The sequence below is a fragment of the Micromonospora sp. WMMD736 genome (assembly GCF_049179015.1).
GTDB lineage: Bacteria > Actinomycetota > Actinomycetes > Mycobacteriales > Micromonosporaceae > Micromonospora.
Genome location: NZ_JBMHMI010000001.1, coordinates 6,370,161 through 6,389,677, shown reverse-complemented (window position 1 = coordinate 6,389,677; position 19,517 = coordinate 6,370,161). Strand labels below are relative to the sequence as shown.

At 70.7% G+C, this 19,517-nt stretch carries 15 protein-coding genes; 5 read left to right on the top strand and 10 right to left on the bottom strand.

What is annotated here, in order from left to right; genetic code table 11:
• The first annotated feature begins 12 nt into the window (after nt 1-12).
• Entirely contained in the window at nt 13-1,383 is a 1,371-nt protein-coding gene (locus ACN269_RS29095; protein ID WP_421475426.1) for a carbohydrate-binding protein, read from the top strand.
• 62 nt (nt 1,384-1,445) lie between these two features.
• Here ACN269_RS29095 and ACN269_RS29090 read toward each other — a convergent pair whose 3' ends face one another.
• The 3 genes from ACN269_RS29090 to ACN269_RS29080 form a co-directional block, all read right to left on the bottom strand.
• Nucleotides 1,446-2,549 carry an NADAR family protein gene (locus ACN269_RS29090; RefSeq protein WP_421475425.1) on the bottom strand — a complete coding sequence of 368 codons (1,104 nt, stop codon included), beginning with the start codon at nt 2,547-2,549 and terminating at the stop codon, nt 1,446-1,448.
• A gap of 130 nt (nt 2,550-2,679) precedes the next feature.
• Nucleotides 2,680-3,387 (bottom strand): TMEM175 family protein, encoded by a 708-nt coding sequence (locus tag ACN269_RS29085; protein ID WP_421475424.1) that lies wholly within the window; start codon nt 3,385-3,387, stop codon nt 2,680-2,682.
• 107 nt (nt 3,388-3,494) lie between these two features.
• Nucleotides 3,495-5,810: an ATP-binding protein gene (locus ACN269_RS29080; protein ID WP_421475423.1), complete on the bottom strand. Its 2,316-nt coding sequence runs from the start codon at nt 5,808-5,810 to the stop codon at nt 3,495-3,497.
• Nucleotides 5,811-5,926: 116 nt separating this feature from the next.
• On the opposite strand from ACN269_RS29080, the gene ACN269_RS29075 reads away from it, so the two are divergent.
• The 3 genes from ACN269_RS29075 to ACN269_RS29065 all read left to right on the top strand — a co-directional run bounded on the left by ACN269_RS29075 (nt 5,927) and on the right by ACN269_RS29065 (nt 9,626).
• Nucleotides 5,927-6,529, top strand: coding sequence for a hypothetical protein (locus ACN269_RS29075; protein ID WP_421475422.1), 603 nt, complete (start codon nt 5,927-5,929; stop codon nt 6,527-6,529).
• A gap of 143 nt (nt 6,530-6,672) precedes the next feature.
• Entirely contained in the window at nt 6,673-7,941 is a 1,269-nt protein-coding gene (locus ACN269_RS29070; RefSeq protein ID WP_421475421.1) for a prolyl oligopeptidase family serine peptidase, read from the top strand.
• Between the two features lie 260 nt (nt 7,942-8,201).
• Entirely contained in the window at nt 8,202-9,626 is a 1,425-nt protein-coding gene (locus ACN269_RS29065) for an APC family permease (RefSeq protein WP_421475420.1), read from the top strand.
• Nucleotides 9,627-9,689: 63 nt separating this feature from the next.
• On the opposite strand, the gene ACN269_RS29060 is transcribed toward ACN269_RS29065, so the two are convergent.
• Nucleotides 9,690-10,517: a hypothetical protein gene (locus tag ACN269_RS29060; protein WP_421475419.1), complete on the bottom strand. Its 828-nt coding sequence runs from the start codon at nt 10,515-10,517 to the stop codon at nt 9,690-9,692.
• A gap of 60 nt (nt 10,518-10,577) precedes the next feature.
• On the opposite strand from ACN269_RS29060, the gene ACN269_RS29055 reads away from it, so the two are divergent.
• Nucleotides 10,578-12,059, top strand: a complete 1,482-nt coding sequence (locus tag ACN269_RS29055; protein WP_421475418.1) for a histidine decarboxylase — start codon at nt 10,578-10,580, stop codon at nt 12,057-12,059.
• A gap of 47 nt (nt 12,060-12,106) precedes the next feature.
• Here the strand turns inward: ACN269_RS29055 and ACN269_RS29050 are convergent, their stop codons facing one another.
• From ACN269_RS29050 to ACN269_RS29025, 6 genes are all read right to left on the bottom strand, one after another.
• Entirely contained in the window at nt 12,107-13,030 is a 924-nt protein-coding gene (locus tag ACN269_RS29050) for a serine hydrolase (RefSeq protein ID WP_421475417.1), read from the bottom strand.
• Nucleotides 13,023-13,643: a hypothetical protein gene (locus tag ACN269_RS29045; RefSeq protein ID WP_421475416.1), complete on the bottom strand. Its 621-nt coding sequence runs from the start codon at nt 13,641-13,643 to the stop codon at nt 13,023-13,025. The genes ACN269_RS29050 and ACN269_RS29045 overlap by 8 nt, the downstream gene beginning before the upstream one ends.
• Before the next feature lie 161 nt (nt 13,644-13,804).
• Entirely contained in the window at nt 13,805-14,305 is a 501-nt protein-coding gene (locus tag ACN269_RS29040; protein WP_421475415.1) for a SigE family RNA polymerase sigma factor, read from the bottom strand.
• Entirely contained in the window at nt 14,298-15,179 is an 882-nt protein-coding gene (locus tag ACN269_RS29035; protein ID WP_421475414.1) for a hypothetical protein, read from the bottom strand. The genes ACN269_RS29040 and ACN269_RS29035 overlap by 8 nt, the downstream gene beginning before the upstream one ends.
• A 475-nt stretch (nt 15,180-15,654) precedes the next feature.
• On the bottom strand, nt 15,655-15,924 hold the full coding sequence (locus ACN269_RS29030; protein ID WP_421475413.1) for a hypothetical protein: 270 nt from the start codon (nt 15,922-15,924) through the stop codon (nt 15,655-15,657).
• A 207-nt stretch (nt 15,925-16,131) separates the two neighbouring features.
• Nucleotides 16,132-19,317, bottom strand: coding sequence for a penicillin acylase family protein (locus ACN269_RS29025; RefSeq protein WP_421475412.1), 3,186 nt, complete (start codon nt 19,315-19,317; stop codon nt 16,132-16,134).
• Between the last annotated feature and the right edge of the window lie 200 nt (nt 19,318-19,517).

The following is a 19,517-nucleotide window of genomic DNA, read 5'->3' as shown; positions in this document are numbered from 1 at the left end:
GGGGAGTGAGCCATGAGAAGCCGTCGCATCGTCGCAGCGCTGGCCGGGGCGGCGATGTCCGTCACGGCCGCCGTCGCCTTCGTCCCCAGCAGCATGGCCGCCGTGTCCTCGGCCAACGCCGTCGCGCTGGTCGCCTGCACCGCGCCCGCCTGGGCCGAGGGCACCACGTACCAGGTGGGCGCACAGGTCACCTACGGCGGCCGGCTCTACCAGGCGCTGGTCACCCACACCGCGTACGTCGGCGCTGGCTGGAACCCCGCTTCCACCCCGTCGCTCTGGCGTGATCTGGGGGCCTGCTCGGGAAGCACTCCCCCACCCACCACTGCCCCACCCACCACCGCCCCGCCGACGACCGCGCCGCCCACCACGGCACCACCGACCACGGCTCCCCCCACCACGGCTCCCCCCAGCACGCCGCCGCCGACCGGGGGAACCTGCGCGGTGAAGTCCCGGCCGACCGGCAAGGTGTTGCAGGGGTACTGGGAGAACTGGGACGGCGCGTCCAACGGCGTACACCCCGGCCTCGGCTGGATCCCGATCACCGACAGCCGGCTCCCACAGCACGGCTACAACGTGATCAACGCGGCGTTCCCGGTGATCCGCGCGGACGGCACGGTCCTCTGGGAGAACGGCATGGACGCCGGCGTGAAGGTGGCGACCCCGGCCGAGATGTGCCAGGCCAAAGCTGCCGGCGCCACCATCCTGATGTCGATCGGCGGAGCCGCCGCGGGCATCGACCTGAGCTCCACGGCGGTCGCCGACCGGTTCATCGCGACGATCGTGCCGATCCTCACGACCTACCACTTCGACGGCATCGACATCGACATCGAGACCGGCCTGACCGGCAGCGGCAACATCAACACCCTGTCGACGTCGCAGGCGAACCTGATCCGGATCATCGACGGCGTGCTGGCCCGGATGCCGTCGAACTTCGGCCTGACCATGGCGCCGGAGACCGCCTACGTCACCGGCGGCAGCGTGGTCTACGGCTCGATCTGGGGCTCGTACCTGCCGATCATCAAGAAGTACGTCGACAACGGCCGGCTCTGGTGGCTCAACATGCAGTACTACAACGGCAGCATGTACGGCTGCAACGGCGACTCGTACCCGGCGGGCACCGTGCAGGGCTTCACCGTGCAGACGCAGTGCCTCAACAACGGCCTCACCATCGGGGGCACCACCATCCGCGTCCCGTACGACAAGCAGGTCCCCGGCCTGCCCGCCCAGCCCGGCGCCGGTGGCGGCTACATGACCCCGTCGCTGGTCACCCAGGCTTACAACGCGGTCCCGAACATCAAGGGCCTGATGACCTGGTCGATCAACTGGGACGGCTCCCGCGGCTGGACCTTCGGCGACAACGTGAAGGCTCGCCAGGGCCGCTGACCCGACGCACTGACGATCACCGGCCCGGGCCGTCCCCGGGCCGGTGATTACGTCAGGGGGTCCTACTGTCGGGTGGCCAGCTCGGACCGGGCGAGTTCCAGCAATCGCCCCAGCCAGTTGGCGCCGCTCGAGCTCCAGAACTTCGAAGCCCAGTCGTTGTAGAGCAGCCGGTTGTCACCGGTACCCAGCAACGTCGCCGCCATCGCCGGGTGGCGCTCGAACTTGTCCCGCAGCAGGGCGGCCATCGCGCCCAGCCGGGCCGCCGGCCAGCCCGGCCGCCGGGGTGCATCCTGCCCGAGTGTCCGGGCGTCGAGACCACGGCTGGCGGCGGCGATACGATCGTGCCAATCGGGGTCGTCGGTGGATAGCGCCCAGTAGGCGTGCATGACGCTCGCATATTCCCGGCCGCCGTGTGTCACCGCCGCCGGATAGTCGATCTGCAGGACCTCCAAGCCCGCCGGGTCCGGCCAGCCATTCGGGTAGACGTGCCCGCCGACGACCAGCGGCACGGTAGTCTCCGGCCCGTCCGCCACCCGCTGCGCCTGGGCCCGGGCGACACCGGCCGCACTGCGGCGGAAATAGTCGAGCGCCTGCTCTCGGGCTCCCGGGGTCACCGTGAGCGTCTGGCCCGGGCGCCGGGCCGGGATCGTCTCGCCCACCTCGGCGAGCAGGATCCTTACCGGAACGTCGTTCTGGTCCATGTCGCCGAGCATGTAGATTCGGCGGTGCTCCGGCACCGCGTGATACAACTCGCGGACGACTTCCAAGTTGGCCCCAGTCGGATTCGCGGCATACGCCAGAAGCGCGTTCCAGCAGCGCCGGGAGGAATCCGGCCGATCGTTGAGATCGTCCACCTCGTCGGCGAGTTCGCCGATCACCAGTTCCGGAGTCAGCCACGACTCCAGCGCCGGCACGGTCCCGCGTGCTGTGCCCGTGATGACCAGCGATGCGCCCTCGGGCGGTGTCAATCTCAGCGTGCCGTCATCGAACGCGGCGCGGAGACCGTCGAGATCAGTCGATCCGAACCGCCAGAGGACGACGCCGTCCGCGAAGACGCCGAGTGTGCTGAGCGTGTAATGATCACCCTTGTTGACAAAGACGAGGCGTTGCCGCCCCTCGATGACCTCGTCGCCGACCGTGCGCGACGTTGAGGTGCTGTCCGGCATGCGGGCGAGCCTAACGGCACGTGCTGCCGGATTCGATGTACGGCTGCTCCGGCGACTCGTACCCGGCCGGCAACGTCCCCGGCTGCCCGCGCAGGTCGGGGCAGGGAGGCCGGCTCGGACAGGACCGGGTTCAGGGCGGGCCGCTCGCGGCCTGGGCGCGAGTACGTCTGATGCTGGCGATCTCACCGTTGATCGGTAGCCAGTAGAAGGGGACGAACGCCGCGACCGCGATCAGGCCGGCGACCGGGTGCACGACGCAGAGCGCGGTTCCGACGGCGATCCAGACGGGGGCGGGTCGAAACCGCCTGCTGATCGCCCTGGCGGTGGCCTCGTCGGTGGTGGACGTCAACAGACGGTGGCCGCTCTTGGCGTATTCCCAGATGACGTTGAAGAGGATGGCGGCGGTGCCGTAGACGATGCCGTAGAAGACGAGCGCGGTCCGTTTGCCGGGGCCTTCCGCGAAGGCGCGGGCCAGCACCGACGAGACGAACGGCAGAAAGGCGATCACCATCAGGAGCAGCGTGTTCAACAGCAGCAGGAGGCGGTCGGCGGACCGGATGTGGTCGAACATGACGTGATGGTTCACCCACATCTGGCCGATCAGCAGGAAGGTGACGCCGTAGGCCAGGTAGGACGGCCACAGGTCGAGGAGCCCGCGCATGAGGTGTTCGGTGTCCTCGGGCGGCCTGATCTCCAGGACGAGAAGGGTGATGGCGATAGCCGTGACGGCGTCGCTGAAGGTGACCACCCGGCTCGGGTCGCGTTCGGCTCCGATCGGCTTCCGGGATCTGGTCGCCCCGTTCGAGGTGGCGCCGCGGGACGCCCGGATCCTACGCATCAGCCTCCTCCACCCGGCCCCGACTGCCGCCGGAGCGCTGCCGGGCAATCCCCGCAGCACAAGGAGCTAAACCGGGACCCGCACCATCGTCTGGTCGGCGCGCACACTCACCGTGCCTGCAACCTGGCGCGGACGGCGTCGGCGTCCGGGTGGTCCAGGGCTGTGAAGATGTCAAGTGCCCGCTGCCAGTCGGCTCGGGCGGCGGCGGGGTCGCCGAGCGCGAGGCGGGTGTCGCCCAGCCGGCTGAGAGTGTCCGCCTCGCCCCAGAGGTCGCCGAGGTCCCGGGTCAGGTCGAGCGTGCGCTCGTAACACTCCACGGCCCGGTCGTACTGGCCGAGGTGGTGGTGTGCGTAACCGAGGCTGTCCCAGGTCGCGGCCTCGCCCGCCCGGTCGTCGAGCTGCTGGAGCAGGTCGAGCGCCTGCTCGCAGTAGGCCAGGGCCGCGAGGTGGTCGCCGAGCTGGGCGTGGCACCAGCCGACGGCGTTGAGCGCGTCGGCCTGGGCCCTGCGGTGGCCGGCGGCCCGGGCCAGGACGAGGGTCCGCGTCGAGTGCTCAAGGGCCAGCCGGGGCTCGCCCTGACGGTCCCAGAGCGAAGCGAGGTTCTGGTGCGTACGCGCCTCGCCCTCGGTGTCACCACTGACGACGTACAGGTCGAGGGCGCATTCGAGGTGGCGGTGGGCGTCGGCGTACCGGTTGACCACGGTGTGGGCGCCGGCCAGGAAGCGGTGCGCGACGGCCTGGGCGAGCGGGTCGCCGAGACGTTCGGCGGCGCGCAGGGCCGCTTGGCAGGCCTCGACGCGGTCGTGCCAGTGCCCCTGCCGGTCCAGGAACGTGTCGAGGGCCCGCCCCAACCGCCAGGTGTGGGCGTCGAGCCCGCTGCTCGCGGCCAGGCGTTGGGCGGCGAGCAGGACCGGGTGTTCGGCGGTCAACCATTGCAGCGCTTCCGCGTGCGAGGTGGGTCGTTCGGGGCGTACACCGGCCGCCGCCGGGGCCATCAGGTGGTCGACCGGGTCGCTGTGCGGGCGCAGCAGGGCGTCGGCGGCGTGGGTGGTGTGGGTGTAGTGATCGAGGAGCCGGATCGTGGCGGCCCTGCGGTCGGAGACGGGATCGGTGCCGTCGCTGAGTTCGGCGGCGTACGCGCGCAGGAGGTCGTGTGCGGTGAACCGGCCGGGCCGGTACTCGGCCAGCAGGCTCGCGCGGGTCAGTTCGGTCAGCAGCCGCCGGGTGTCGTCCACCGGCCGACCGGACAGGCTGGCCGCGGCGGCCACCGTGATGTCCGGGCCGGGGTGCAGGCCCACCAGCCGGAACAGCCCGGCGGCCGGCACGCTGAGCGCGTCGTACGACCAGGAGAACACCGCCCGCACCTCACCGACCGCGTCCCCCGCGTCGAGCACCCCGAAGCGCTGACCGGCCGTGCCCAGCTCGGCCGCGAGGGTGGCCAGCGGAAAGCCCGACTGCTGCGCCCGGGCGGCGGCGATGCTCAGGGCCAGCGGCAGTCGGGCGCAGGCGGTGATGATCGCCTCGGCGGCTTCCGGCTCGGCGGCCACCCGTTCCACACCGAGCCGATTGGTGAGCAGGTGAGCGGCCGCGTCGCGGCTGAGCAGGCCGAGCGGGAGCGGGTGCGCGCCGTCCAGGCTGACCAGCGAGGTGAGCTGGCTGCGGCTGGTCACCAACACCATCGTGGTGGGCGTGCCGGGCAGCAGCGGGCGGACCTGTTCGGCGTCCCGGGCGTTGTCCAGCACGACGAGGATCCGCTTGCCGGCCAGCGCGCTGCGGTACAGGGCGGCCTGGGCGTCGAGGTCGGCGGGCACCCGGGTGGCCGGAACGCCGAGCGCGTCCAGGAAGCCGTGCAGCGCCTTCGCCGGGCTCACCGCCTGCCCACGCGGGTCGAAGCCGCGCAGGTTGACGTAGAGCTGACCGTCGTCGAAGCGATCGGCGACACGATGTGCCCAGTGCACGGCCAGCGCCGTCTTGCCCACCCCCGCCGTGCCCGAGATGGCGGCCACCACGACGGAGGTGGGCGCGGCGACGAGCTTGTCGAGGACGGCCACCTCGTCGTCGCGGCCGGCGAGGCTGGCCACGTCGGCGGGCAGTTGCCGGGGTACCAGCCGGCCCGCCGTGCGCGGCGCCCGGCGACGACTCTCCTCGATGCGGTCCCGGGCGGTGGCCAACGCGCCCTGCTCGGCCGGCGTGGCACCGAGGAGCCGGACCAGGGCGTCGAGGCGATCGGTGGGCGGCAGCGTCTTACCGGTCAGGTACTCCGCGATGGCGGTGTGCGACCAGCCGGTCCGGGCGGCCAGCTCCCGATAGGTCAGCTCGCCGTCGCCCCGTTGGCGTGCGTGCCTGCGTCGCAACGCCCGCAACAGGCCGGCGAGGTCGTCAGACGTCTGCGCCCCCGCGGCATCCAGTGCCCAGCCCCCCACCGTCGACAATAGACGTTCGTCAGTGTACGGCGGTGTACGGAATCCCGGCCAGAGCCCGATCCGATCCGCGATCCTGCTCCTGCGCAGAGCGCACCGATCCGATCGATGGAGGTCATGTGTCCGTACATCTCAAGCCTCTGGTCCTGGCCCTGACCGTGCTCGCGGCGACGCTCGCGGTTCCGGCGGCGGCCGCGTCGGCGGCGACGCCCGGCCCGGCCATCTGCACGACGAAGACGGCCTGCGTCGACGGCGGTCTCGCCGCGACCTCGACGCACAAGGCGGCCCGCGCCATCGGCGGCATCGGGACCAACGTGATTCAGGTTCCCCCGCCGCCCGCCTTCCCGCCCGGCACCCCCTGCTACCGGGAGGAGGTCTCCGAGCAGGTCTACGAGACCGCCACCTACAGCACCATCTACGAGCTGTACTTCCAGGCGAGTGTCTGCGTGTTCCCCAACGAGATCGTGCTGTACGGCCTGGACACGTCCCTGTCCTTCCCCAACGACGTGCAGGACCCCCGACTGACCTCGATGCAGTTCGTGACGCGGGACGAGGTGTACGCCCACAGCCCGACCGAGAAGGACGGGTACTCCGAGCTGTGGGTGACCTTCTGCACCAACCCCGCGCAGCCGAACACCTGCCAGCGGTACCTGCACCGACTGGGGCTGATCTTCACCCAGGCCTGGGTCTACCCGTTCTCGGTGTTCGAGCGCCTGAGCTGACCGTCCGGACGTGATCGATCAGGGCGCCCTTCCGGGATCACCGGCCTCGGGCGTCCTGAGCGCGCGACCGCATCGGTTGCCACTGGATTTCCGCGCCGTTACGGTGGGGTGCCATCGACGTTTGTCTACAAACGGGGGGCCGTATGTCCACGCCTGTCACTCGCCGTACCGTGCTGGCCGGTGGGGCCGGCGCCGCTCTCGGTCTCACCCTGCCGAGTGCCGCCGCCCAGGCCGACGACCGGCACCAGGCGGCCGGCGTGGTCTTCACCCTCGACGCGCGGACGCTCGACGGTGGCGAGCAGGTCACCTCGGTCACCCTCGACACCCGTCGGCTCGGCCCGATCGACCCGGCCGGGCTCACCCCCGACACGTTCACCGTGCGCGCCAAGGCCACCAGCCCGATCCCGATCGCCCCCGGCGACCTGATCTTCAGCGAGTACGACCTGGACCGCACGGTGACCGCGGCCCGACTCGACCGGCACGGCAACATCGTGCTGGAGCTGAGCCACGGCGAGGGTCAACCCGGCGGCGGCACGCTCGGCTACATCCTGAGCCGAGGCCGCAACGTCCGGCTGGACCTCGTCTACACCATCACGCAGAACACCCCGCTCACGCGCCGCCACGGCGCCCCGCTCACCATCACGCGCTTCGTACAGGGGCGACTGTCGAACCCCGAGGTGGACGCCTTCACCCACCACGTCTCGGCGTCGGGGATGAAGTACCGGTTGTACTCCCCGGAGCGTCCGCCCCGGCACGGCCGGCGGCCGCTGATCCTCTGGCTGCACGGTGCCGGCGAGGGCGCCTCCCTGCCCGACGACTACTACGACAACGAGACCACGCTGCGTGCCAACCGCGGCGCACTGGGCTTCGCCACCCCGGAGGCGCAACGGATCTTCTCCGGCGCGTACGTCGTGGCGCCGCAGAGCACCTCCTACTGGATGGAGGACGGTCCCCGGTTCGCCCCGCTGATCCGCGAGATCGTCCAGGATCTCGTCCGTCGCGAGCGCGTCGACCCCGACCGGATCCACGTGGTCGGTTGCAGCAACGGCGGCTACATGTCGCTGAAGATGACCGTCGCGTATCCCGACCTGTTCGCCGCGTCGGTGCCGATCTGTGGCGTCGTCGAGCCGCTCGGCGGGGAGGGCCCGCCGCTGATCACCGACGCGGAACTGGCGGCGATCCGGACGCCGACCTGGCTGGTCACCTCGCTCGACGACGACACCGTGCCGCCCGAGACCAACACGGTCCACGCCCACGACCTCATCCGAGGATCGCTGGTCACCCTGTACGACCACGTCGTCTTCAACGGCTACCAGTTCCCCGGTCACTGGTCCTGGATCTACGTGGCCCGCAACGACCCCAGCCACCACGGCACCCACATCTGGCAGTGGATGGCCCGCCGTCGCCGGTGAACCACGCGGGCGCGATGCCGTTTGTCCACATCAGACGGCATGTGTCGATCCCCCCTGCGGTGGCACCGTTTCGCGGCGCTTAATTCTGCTACCCGCTGCTCCCAGTAACGGCGAGATCACCTGTAAGGTCATCGAGTCCCGTCCCTGACCTATCGCCTAGAACCTGGGGAGGTTCAGTTATGGTCACGCCTTCGGTGACCCCCCTGACGGTGTCCGCCGAGCGGGGACTGGCACGCAAAACTCTGCGAACGAGTTCGTTGGTGACCTTCGGGGCGACCGCGTCGTCGCCGATGGCGGTTCTCGTCGGCGGTATCGTCGCCACCTATGCGGCGACCGGCAACACCGCTGTGGCCTCCAGTTTCCTGCTGTTGACGGCCGTCATGCTGCTGTGGGCGCCGGGGTACATCGCCATCGCCCGTTACGTGCAGCCCAGTGGAATCTTCTACACCGCCCTCGCCGCCGGCCTGTCCCGGCTCGTCGGGGTCGCGGGCGCGCCGGTCGTGCTACTGGCCTACAACACCATTCAGATATCGCTGTACGGGCTGCTCGGTTCGGTGGTCAGCGGCCTGGTCGGCGGACCGTGGTGGCTCGGCGCGCTGCTCGCGTGGGCCATCGTCGCGGCGTTCGGTCTGCAACGCACCGGCGTCAGCACCGCCATGTTCGGCACCATCCTGATCGTCGAGGTCACGTTGCTCCTGGTGTTCGTGCTGGTCGGCCTGGCCCACCCGGCGGGCGGTCAGCTGACCTTCGCGGCGCTGAACCCGACGCAACTGTTCGACGCCGGGGTGGTGGCCGGGCTCGCGGTACTCCCCCTCGGCTTCGCCGCGTTCTTCGGCACCGAGACCATCGCCGCATACGGTGCGGAGGCGCGCACCCCACGGGCGGTGTCCCGCAGCATCATCTACGTGATCCTGGGCCTGGGCCTGCTCTACGCGCTGTGCGCCTGGGCGATGGCGGCGACGGTGGGCGCCGACCGGGTCGTCGACCTGGCCCGCGACCCGGCGGCGCCGCTGCCGTTCGAGGTCTTCTCGGGCTCCCGCGCCGGCAGTGCGGGCGTGCTGCTGGTGGCGCTGGGTGGCCTGCTGCTGGTCAGCAGCGTCCTCGCGGCGATGATCAGCTTCCACAACAGCGTCGCGAGATACCTCTTCGCGCTCGGCAAGGACCGGCTGCTGCCCGCTCGCCTGGCGACCATCCGCGAGGGTGGGTCGGGTGCGCCGCTCGGTGGCTCGGTCACCCAGTCGATCACCGCTCTGATCGTCATCCTGCTGTTCGTGGTGAGCGGCGCCGAGGCGTTGACGATGTTCACCTGGCTGAGCAACATCGCCGCAGTCAGCCTGATGCTGTTGATGACGGTGAGTTCACTCGCCACCGTCCGCTACTTCGCCCGCGGAGGCGGACGCAGCGAGTCGCTGTGGGCACGGGCGATCGCTCCCACGCTCGGTGGTATCGCGATCGCGGTGATCCTGCTGGTCACGCTGGTCAACATCAGCGCCGCGCTCGGCACGCCACCCGGGTCCCACACCGCCTGGCTGGTGCCCGGGACGGTCGGCGTCTTCGTCATCATCGGCGTGCTCTGGGCGATCAGCGTTCGGGCCCGCCGGCCGGACCTGCTCACCGGCATCGGCGAGCGGGAGACCAACCCGACGCGGCAGGTCGACGAGGACCTGAGTCACCTCACGCTCTGAGCCGCGTCCACCGAACGGAGCAGGCGGCGGCGCTTCGGCGGCGCCGCCTGCTCCTCGTTTCGGCTACGTCGCGCCCCTGGTCGGGTTGATCCGCTGCGCACCGAGGTGCACCAGCGTCGCCAACTGGGCGATCCCCGTCCAGATAGGAGTGTCGCCCGCGTAGCTCTGCAAAGGCCGCCACGACTCGTGGAGCGGCGTGGTGGACTGGATCAGTGGTCTCTCCCACGGATCGGTGGGCCGGTCGACGACGATGCGCGTCTCCTCGGGGTCCATCAACTGGATGTAGAAGCGGCCGGGGATACGGTCCTCACCCTCCACCCGGCGCATCGTCTGCTCCCAGGTGCCGAGCGGACCGTCGAGCGAGCTGACCGCGAGCCCGATGAACGTCGACTCGGCGGTGATCCGCTCGTCGACGCGGTTGCACATCTGCGGGGGCTGACGTGGATCCAGGCCGCCGTTGTCGAGGTAGTGCCGCGCCGTCTGCGCGAGGTCGTACAGGAGCCGGGGCAGGTGTGAGACGTCCTCGCCAGCCTTGTCGAGACGCGTCGCCGCTCCCACCTCGAAGACCGAACGGTCCGGTGTGGAGCCGACGACCGGTGTCGCGTAGAGGAAGGCGAAGCCGTAGGGGCAGAGCGGATTGCGTCGACGCTGTGCCCACGCGTGTCGGCCGTGCATGGTGTTCATCAGCCCGATCCGGCTCAACGCGGAGGACCGCAACGACGCCCAGATCCGCCGCGTCTCCGGATCGCTGATCGGGGGCGCGGGGGGCGCCTCGCGCGGGGCCGGCGACGGGTCCACCGGTGGCGGCGCGTACGCGGACGGCGCGGGCTGCCAGGGCACCGGTGGCTGCTGCTCGACCGCGGGGGACGGCATCGCTGCCGTGGGCGCCACCCAACCATGGCGTCCCACCGCCGGCACCGGCTCGGGAGGTAGGGACGACTGGCTGCCCGAGTGCTGGTCCCAGGGGACCGCTGTCGTCCTTCCGGCACTCGCCGCCGCTCTCCAATCGTCGGCGTCCCTCTCAAAAGGACCCGAGCGGGTTCCTGGCCTGTCGTACGCCACGGTGTCAGTCCCTCCAAAGACGTCGCTACAGCCTCTCATCGCACACACACCGCGATCAACCATGCACCGCCAGTCGGCTTGATCGCGATTCGGAGACGGTTGCCTGCACGTCGGCGTCATGGTCCACTCTTCGCTGAGTCGCCTATCAACGGAGAGCCCGTGACCTCCCCCACAAGCGTTCCCGACGACCTTTCCCTCACCGCTGAGATCGAGCAGTTACGAGCTGCTCTGTCAGCCCGCAGGTCGATCGGCTTCCCGGCCGCAGTGGACATCGACTATGGACCCGTGACCTCACTGTTCGGACTGTTGATCAACAACGTCGGCGATCCGGAGACCGACCCCGACACCGGTCACACGAAGGCGTACGAGCGGCAGGTCATCGACTGGCACGCCAACCTCTTCCGCGCCCCCGCCGACGATCGGTGGGGATATCTGACCAGTGGTGGCACGGAGGCGAACCAGGCGGCCATCCTGCTCGCCCGGGACCGGTTCGCGGGCGCGAGTCCCGTGCTCTACTACAGCCAGGCGACCCACGACTGGATCCGCAAGACCGCCAGCATGCTGAACCTCCCCGAGGTCGTCATCCGCACCGACGTCACCGGTGAGGTCGACTACGATGATCTGCGGGGCGAGTTGGCCCGGCGTAGAGACCGGCCGGCCATCGTCGTGGCCAACGCCGGCACGACCGTGACCGAGGCGGTGGACGACCCGGCCCGGGTGCGTCGCGTCCTGTCCGAGCTGGCGATCCGCAACGCTCACCTGCACGTCGACGGAGCGCTCGCCGGTGTGCCGTTGGCCCTGCTGCCGGACCGGCCCGTGGCCATCGACCTCGGCGGCGTGGTCGACTCCGTGGCGATCTCCAGCCACAAGTTCTACGGCACCACCGTTCCCGGAGGTCTGGTGGTGACGCGCCGCTCGCTGCAACGGGCAGCGCGGCGGATCTCCTACACCGCCACGACCGACAGCACCATCAGCGGCTCCCGCTGCGGCCAACTCGCCGTCCAGATGTGGTACGCGCTGCGGCTGCTCGGCGAGGACGGGCATCGTGAACGCGCCGAGCGGGCCCGCGAGACGGCCCGGTTCGCCCACTCGCTGCTGGCCAGCGTCGGCTGGCCCGCCTGGCGCAACGTCCACGCCTTCACGGTGTACTTCACGACGCCGCCACCGCCGATCTCCCGCCGCTACGGCCTGTCGAACGCCGACGGCGGCATCAGCCACCTGATCTGCATGCCGGGCGTCACCCGCCAACAGATCGAGGCGCTCGCGGCCGACATCGCGACCGTCCGGGGCACCGAGCAGCCCAGCCCGAGCCGGGGCGTACGGCGACTCGTGCCGGTCGCACACCTGCCCGTGGCCGCCGATCGGCCCTGAATCGGCGGCCACAGCCGACGGGTGACACCCGCCTCCGGGGCGACGGCCTACTCCTGCGCAGGGCCGTCGCCCGTGGTGGCGGCGCGCAACTCCTTGAGGACGAAGGTGGCGGCCTTCTCCACCACCTTGATGCCCGCTTCCTGGCTGACGTGATGGTCGGAGAGCACGGCGATCAACCAGTCGTGACGGTCCTCGACGATCCGCCCGATGCTGTTGACGAGCCAGCGCCCGCCGTCGACGTCCGCGGTGTCCCAGCCGTTCTTGACGTACACCGCGGGGTTGCCCGGCTCCCGCGCGGCGGTGACTCCCCAGCGCTGCTCGGGGATCACCTTCTTCATGAGGCCCATGACGAAGGTACGGTCCTGCGGCGTCAGCGGCCCCTTCGACGACGTCAGCGCCGTCAGCAGACGGATCTGGTCGGCGACCGTGGTCGTGGTCATCCCCCAGTGCTTGTTCGGCCTGGTCTCGCGCAGACCGAGTTCGCGGTTCGCGGCGGTGAGGCCACCCGAGCCGTCGATCTTCTGCCAGAGGGCCACCGCCGCGGCGTTGTCACTGGACACGATCATGGCTTCGGCGAGCCGTCTGGTCTCCGAGCTCAGGGCCTTGCCGGGCGGTGTCTGGCGCAGCAGAAGCGCGGCGAGGATGTTGACCTTGACGATGCTGGCGGTCTGGAAGCGGGTGGTGCCGGCCGTCACCGCGGCCGTACTTTGTCGATCCAGTGCCGCGACGGCGAGATGACCGTCGTACCGGTCGACGTAGGCCTCGATCCGTGCCCGCGCCGGCTTCAGTCGGTCGACGGCTGGCGTCGTCGGAACCGGACTGGCCGGCGAACGACCGGGTGACGCGTCAGCTCCGCCACCGTCGCGGACGTGTGTGGCGCCGTACGCGGCCGTCGCGACGCCGGCGAGAGACACGGTGACCGCGGAGACGACCCAGCGGCGTGGCAGCCCACGACCTCCCCGCTCAGCCAAGGCGGGCCACCGCCTTCGCCGCGATCGTATCCACCGCAGCCTGGTTACCCAGGTCGGGCAGGCTGACTGTCGAGACCGTCTCGTCCCGTTTCACCATGACGAAGTACCTAGCGGTAGTAGGGGTGTCGGCATGTGCGATGCGGCCCCGGACGAGCAGACCGGCATCGCTCAGGTAGTGCGGGTCGATGATGTCGAACGAGACTCGTGATCCGTGCACCAGGTAGCTCGCGCATCGCCGGAGGACCTGACGGACGTCGTCGACATTCCGCGCCGCCCATCCGGGCTCGTAAGTCTCCACGACGTGGTGGGCTGGCGACGACCCGTCCGGCAGCCGGTAGTAGCGCTGAACGGCAGAGCGTCGGTGTGACTTCGCGGTGTAGTCGCTGCTGCGGTAGTCGGGGCAGTCGTCCTGCTCCCACGGCCAGGGTGGCAGACCGGGCCGCGCGTCGTCCGCAAGCCAACCCGCGCCCAGGTCGCCTGCTACCAGCAGCATGCCCAGACCGCTGCGCTCGACGTTCACCGTGGGTGATGCCTCGGGCCGGCCGCCCGGATCCGCCCGCTGACACCCCGCGACCAGCAGCACCAACGCCGACAGGGCCAGCGGCACGACCACGGCCGGGACTCGGCTCCGGCCGCGAACCGGGCCTCGGCCGACCCTGCTGCTCGACAACGACACCGAACCTCCCACACTCGGATGACTGCCCCCGCGGACCGCGTCGTCGCGGACGATGCGTGTTGGCATCCGCCCCGCCTGCGCGGGGCAGGCGCGGCCGGTCAATGACGCTCCTCGGCGAACAACTCGGAGCGGGTCTCGCCGAGCAACTCGCGCAACCGGCTGAGGGAGCGCATGCTCTGGCTCTTCACGACGGCCGTGGAGACGCCCACGACCTCGGCGGTCGTCTCCACGCTCAGGTCGTCCCAGTAGCGCAGGACGATGATCGCCCGATCGCGCAGTGGCAGGGTGGCGACCGCGTCGAGCAACGTCATGCGCAGCTCAGCCGGATGCTCCTCGCCCTGGTCGGGCGGCGTCGACATGGCCAACTCGGTGCTGGAGCGACGCCGCTGCTGATCGATCACGCAGCGCAGCAGCACCTTGCGGGCGTACGCGTAGGGGTCGTCGACCCGTCGGACCCGCCCCCAGTTGGCGTACATCTTGGCCAGCGCGGTCTGGGTGAGGTCCTGGGCGAGATGCCAGTCGCGGCACATCAGGAACGCGGCGTCACGCAGGCGACCGACGGCCGCCTGCGCGAACTCCACGAAGTCCTCGTCAGCCATCCGACCTGGCCAGGGTCGGGAATCTCTTGGCACCGCTCCTGACGTACTCGGCCGGCAGTTTCGTCCCCCAATTCGGGTTCGCGGCGATGGCGATTGCCTCGTCCACCGACAGAACGGCCGGCGCGGGCGAATTTCCCTTGCCACCCCAGGCCAGACAGGTGGCGATCAGCACGTCGATCTGGAGGCCGTCCCGGTGGTACACCGTGATCATCTTGTCCTGCACGCAGTTGCCGGGCACCTCGGTCAGCTCCACCGTCCCCGGGACCGGATCGCCGCCGAGGTCGTCCTGGTAGACGGAGAGCCGCACCATGCCGGGCCCGTCGCCCCGATCAAGGAAGATCTGGACGTACGGCATGCCGGGGCCCGCCCCGCTGCTGCCCAGGTTCGCCTCACCGCTGGTCTCCCCCTTGGGCAGGAGCCGCATCAGCAAATCCAGGGCGCCCTGCGGCGTGGTCGTCAGCAACGCGCCGTCCGGCCCCGGCCCGATCCGCACTGTGTCGATCACCGTCGTCGTGGGGGTCGGCGACGTGCCCACTCCCGGCGCCTCGGCTGCGCCCGGCACGAACCCGCCGCCCGGGGCGTCGTCGGAGGTCTCCGCCGGGGACGGTGTGGGGCTGTCGACCGCCTCACCGGGCGCACCGATGCCCCACGTTCCGGGCTGACCGACCTGGTCGTCACCGCCGAGGCGGGGCCCGAACGCCAGGCCGATCAGGAGCAGCACCGCCAACGCCGATCCGCCCGCGCCGACCTGCGCCAGCCGACGCCGGCGGCGCAGCCGACGACCCTGCACCATCGACTGCTGGACCAGATCACCCAGTGGCGGGGCGACGTGTCGGGCCAGTTCGTCCCGCATACGCCCACGCACGTCCCCCACGTCCCTTACCCTCCTTGGCCGCCCCGCCGGCCGTGACCATCCGTCACCTAAAAGACGTGCGAGGGGGCCATTTTGGTCGCACTTATCCGGCACGAATTTCGGTCGACTGCCGCGCCTGCGATGTGCGCTTTCAGCACGTGGTCGACTACTTCCGGAGCGTCAAATCCGGATGGCGAATTGCTGCGAAATGACCGAGTCGCCATGGCGTTTGACAGCGAGCTTCGATCTCACGAATCCCCGTGGTGATTACCGAACGCAATGGGGGCCGCCGTCGGATCGGGCGGCCGGCGGGCGACTGCCCCGGCGGGTCGCCCATCCGGTCGAGCTCGTCTGGGTCCGACGATCGTCATCGACGCGGCCGCACCGACGCCACCGAGGCGATCCGGATCGTCAAGGCGGCCCTGGGCCAGACCTCGACGCCATGACCGTCCCGGCCGACCTGACGGGAGGCCGCGCCGAGGGGAGCCGGCGCTTGTCAGTCCTCGGCAGCGGATCGGCGGTGCACCACCAGCTCGCCGATCTCCAACCGGCCGACGCGCAACTCCCGCACCACCGCCCGGCGGATCGCCAGCCGCCCGATCACCAGCGCCCCGACGGCCACCGCTCCGACCGCCACCGCCCCCAGCGCCAGTGCACCGAGCGATGCCGCCCCCGCCGCCCGCGCGCCGGTGGCTACCGCGCCCGTCGCCACCGCGCCGTCCACGCGCGTCCCGGTCAACCGCCCCAGCCGAACCTCTCGTCTCATCGCTCCATTGTCCGCACACCATCGGCCGAACACCGCCCCCTCACCGAGCGTCAGCCACGGCAGTGGTCGTCGCCCGGCAAGCGAGACTGACGCCCGCCGCCGCACTGCCCACCATCGGGCGGCTACGGCAGCGCTGCCAGGCACTGGCCTGCTCGACAGAGCCCGCGTAGAGGCCGGCAACGGATCGGCCGGCCCCTACCGGGCGGGTCACCGTCCGTACAGCTCGAATTCGTAGAGTGAGAATCCGTACGAGGTGGCCCGCTTGAGGCCGTACACCCGCACGTAGCGGGCCGTGACCGGGGCGAAGGTGGCGTTGTCGACGCCGCCGTTGCCGGCGGCGGTGGTGAACACCGGCGTCCAGGAACTGCCGTCGCCGGAGACCTCGATCCGGTACGAGGTGCCGTAGGCCGACTCCCAGCGCAGCACCGCCCGGCTGACGGTGCGGGCCGCGCCGAGGTCGACGCGGAGCCACTGGTTGTCGTTGTAGCTGCTGGCCCACCGGCTGCCGAGGCTGCCGTCGACCGCCTTGTCCGGGGTGTAGCTGGTGAGGAACTGGGTGCTCGACGCGGTCGCCGGGCGGCCCTGGGCCAGGTTGGTGACGTCGTCGCCCCGACGCGCCGGGAACGAGACGACCTGCTGGTAGGTGGGACGGTTCTGCCAGGCGATCACCGGGTGGGTGATGCCGCCGAGCCCGGAGTGGGCGATCGAGTCGGCGCACCACTGGTCGCCGGCACCGCAGGACTTGTCGCCCGGATAGACCGTGGTGGCCGGCACCGCGGCGGCCTGGCCGAGCGTGTCCAGCAGGGACTGCCGGCACGCGCCGAGGTTGCCGTTGCCGCAGTACGCGCGGCCCAGCCCGCCATTGACGGAGTCGCCGAGCACGGTCCGCAGGTCCTTGTCGACGTAGCCCCACCAGCCGTGCTGGAACGACGAGCCCTTGTGCGCCTGACCTTGCGAGGCCCAGCTGACGGTGCCGTCCCGACCGCCGTTCTGGCCGCCCGACGGCGCCTCGTTGACCTCGATGGCGTCCACCAGCGCGGCGTAGAGGTCCGGACCGAGGCCGGGCCGGAACTCGGCCGACGCCAGCAACGGCCACCAGGCGTCGAAGATCCGGATGGCGTCGGCGTGCTGGTAGACCTTGGAGCCGGCGGCCGTCTCCACCCGACGGGCGCCCGCCTGCTGCCAGGCGCGCAGCTTGCCCACCGCATCGGCCAGCCCCGGGTCGGTGACCGGAGTGCTGTCCAGCACCCGCAACAGCTCGCCGAGGACCTGCTGGCCGCGCAGGTCGGTCACCGCCGCGTCCGCCATGATCTTGACGACGTCGGAGCGGCCGAGCTTGCGCTGGGCGATCGCCGTCCGCACCGGCCCGTCGAGCAACTGACCCCGGTGTACGGAGCCGAAGCTGAAGTTGCCGTCGGCCGCCCCGAAGTCCCGTGCCTGCTTGTTGTTCCAGCTCACGTAGTAGTCCTGGTTGACCGACTGCGGGTGGGCCGACGCCGACGTGTACGTGGCGTCGTTGGTGTCGGGGTTCCAGCCGACCCACTCGTACGCCGGCTCGGCCTTCGCCGGAAGGTTCGGGTCGGTGCCGGACGACCGGACCGGGTTCGAGCCGGAGTTGAAGTACGCGGCCTCGGTCGAGTTGACGTAGAACCAGTTGAACGCGTACCCGACGCTGGCGGCGGAGCCCTGGAAGGCCGCCGCGCTGCCCATCGCCGCCGGGTCGTTGAAGGCCTGGAAACCGATCGCCGAGTCGGCCTCGTGCCGGTAGGTGGAGCGCAGCTTGGTGAAGGCGGTCGGCTGCCCGTTCACCAGTCCGCGGTAGGAGACCAGCCCATACTTGGTGCGGAGCGCACGCAACGTGTACGAGCCGGCGGGGGTGGAGTCGGCCAGCGTGGGCGACCAGGAGTTGCGCTGCTCCAACGCCTCCATCGCGAGGCACTGCCCGTGGTAGAGGTAGCGGTTGGACCGCAGCGTCGGCGCGGTGCCGTCGGTGGTGCACAGCGGCACCGCGTACGTGTCGGTGAGGTCCTGGGAGGCGGAGGTGGCGCTCCACGCGTAGTCCTGGCCGCGACCGAGCAGCACGTAGAGGTTCAGCCCGGCGAACGCGGCCCCTCGCGCGCTGATGCCCGGCCCCTGCAACTCCTGGAGCATCAGCAGTTGCGGCGCGAAGTAGCCGGTCTGCGGACCGAACACGGCGACCGGGTTTCCGGTGGTGGTGTGCCGCCCGGAGACCACGACGGCGTTGGACATGCCGTGCGCGCGCAGGTTCGCCAGCCCGCCGATCAGCTCCTGGGTAGCGGCGCTCGCGCCGGTACGGGAAGCGGCCCCGCCGCTGGCGTCATAGGCGAGCGGCTCGGCGACCACGGTCCCGGCGTCGGGAAGCACCGCGCTGGTCGCGCCCGGAGGTGTCCCCCCGTACGGGAAGCTCTGCCCGTCGTGCAGGGTGAGCACGGTCTCCGGGTCGTTCTGCGACCGGAACGCCGCCCACACCTTGTCGCCCTCGGTGACGCCGTACTTGGCCCGGGCGGCCACCCGGACCAGGGCGGACTGGATCTCGCTGCCGCCGCCCCCGCCGAACAGACCGCCGATCACACCGGCGGTGGCGATCAGGTCGGTCATGGTGAAGTGCTTCGGCTTGCCGGCGCCGGCGAGCACGTACTCCCCCGGGTAGTTGTCGTCGGCGATCGACTTGTCGATGTAGGCGTTGATGCCGGCGATGTAGTCGGCGACGTCGGTGTAGAGCTGCTGACCTCGGGCGCCCTTGGTACGCAGCGCCTCCACCTGGGCCTGGAGGTCCGCCTCGGTGTAGGGCGAGTTGGCCCAGACGCTCTGCTCCAGCTCACGGTTGCCGGGGGCGCCGCCGGCGAACGAACTGACGTTGCCGCGTCCGACGTGCCGCAGCAGGTCCATCACCCAGAGCCGGTCCTGCGCCCCGGCGTAGCCGGCGCCGAACATGGTGCCGCCGCGGGTGGTGCCGGTGACGTGCGGGACGCCGGTGGCCTTGTCCCGCACGATGGTCACGTCCGCGCGCGGCGAGACGGTGCTCTCGACCTGCGCGGCCGGCACACCGAACGAGGCGTCGTTGTAGAAGTGGGCGATCTGCTCGTCGGTGAGCCCGGCGTAGTTGTAGACCAGGTTCGCGTACTCGTCGAGCTGGTCGCTGGAGTGCGCGGGGCGGGTGCCGAGCGCCTGGTGCGCCAGGATGGCGACCAGCGTGGCGTTGCCGTTCTGTCCCGGGGGCAGGATGTCGGAGCACTGGCCCAGGCAGTAGTCGTTGGCGGTGAAGGTGGTGGCGGCGAGCGCCGGTGACGGCGGGGTCACCGTCAGGACACTCGCGGTGAGGGTGGCGGCGGTGAACGCCGCGAGCCAGGTGCGGACAGCGGGACGGGGCATGGCGATCCTCCGGGGACGCGGAGTCGGGCCGTTCGGTCACGCCCGGCTTCCGGTGCCGACGTCTCGCCCTCCGTGCCCGGGCGCTCCACCCGGAGGTGAGAATGACTCACGTCGATCTCCGGGCAATGATCGGCGCTGAACCGTCGTTAGGGATACCCGTTGTTCACCACACGCCAAGGCCGACGTTTCATCGCTTTCTC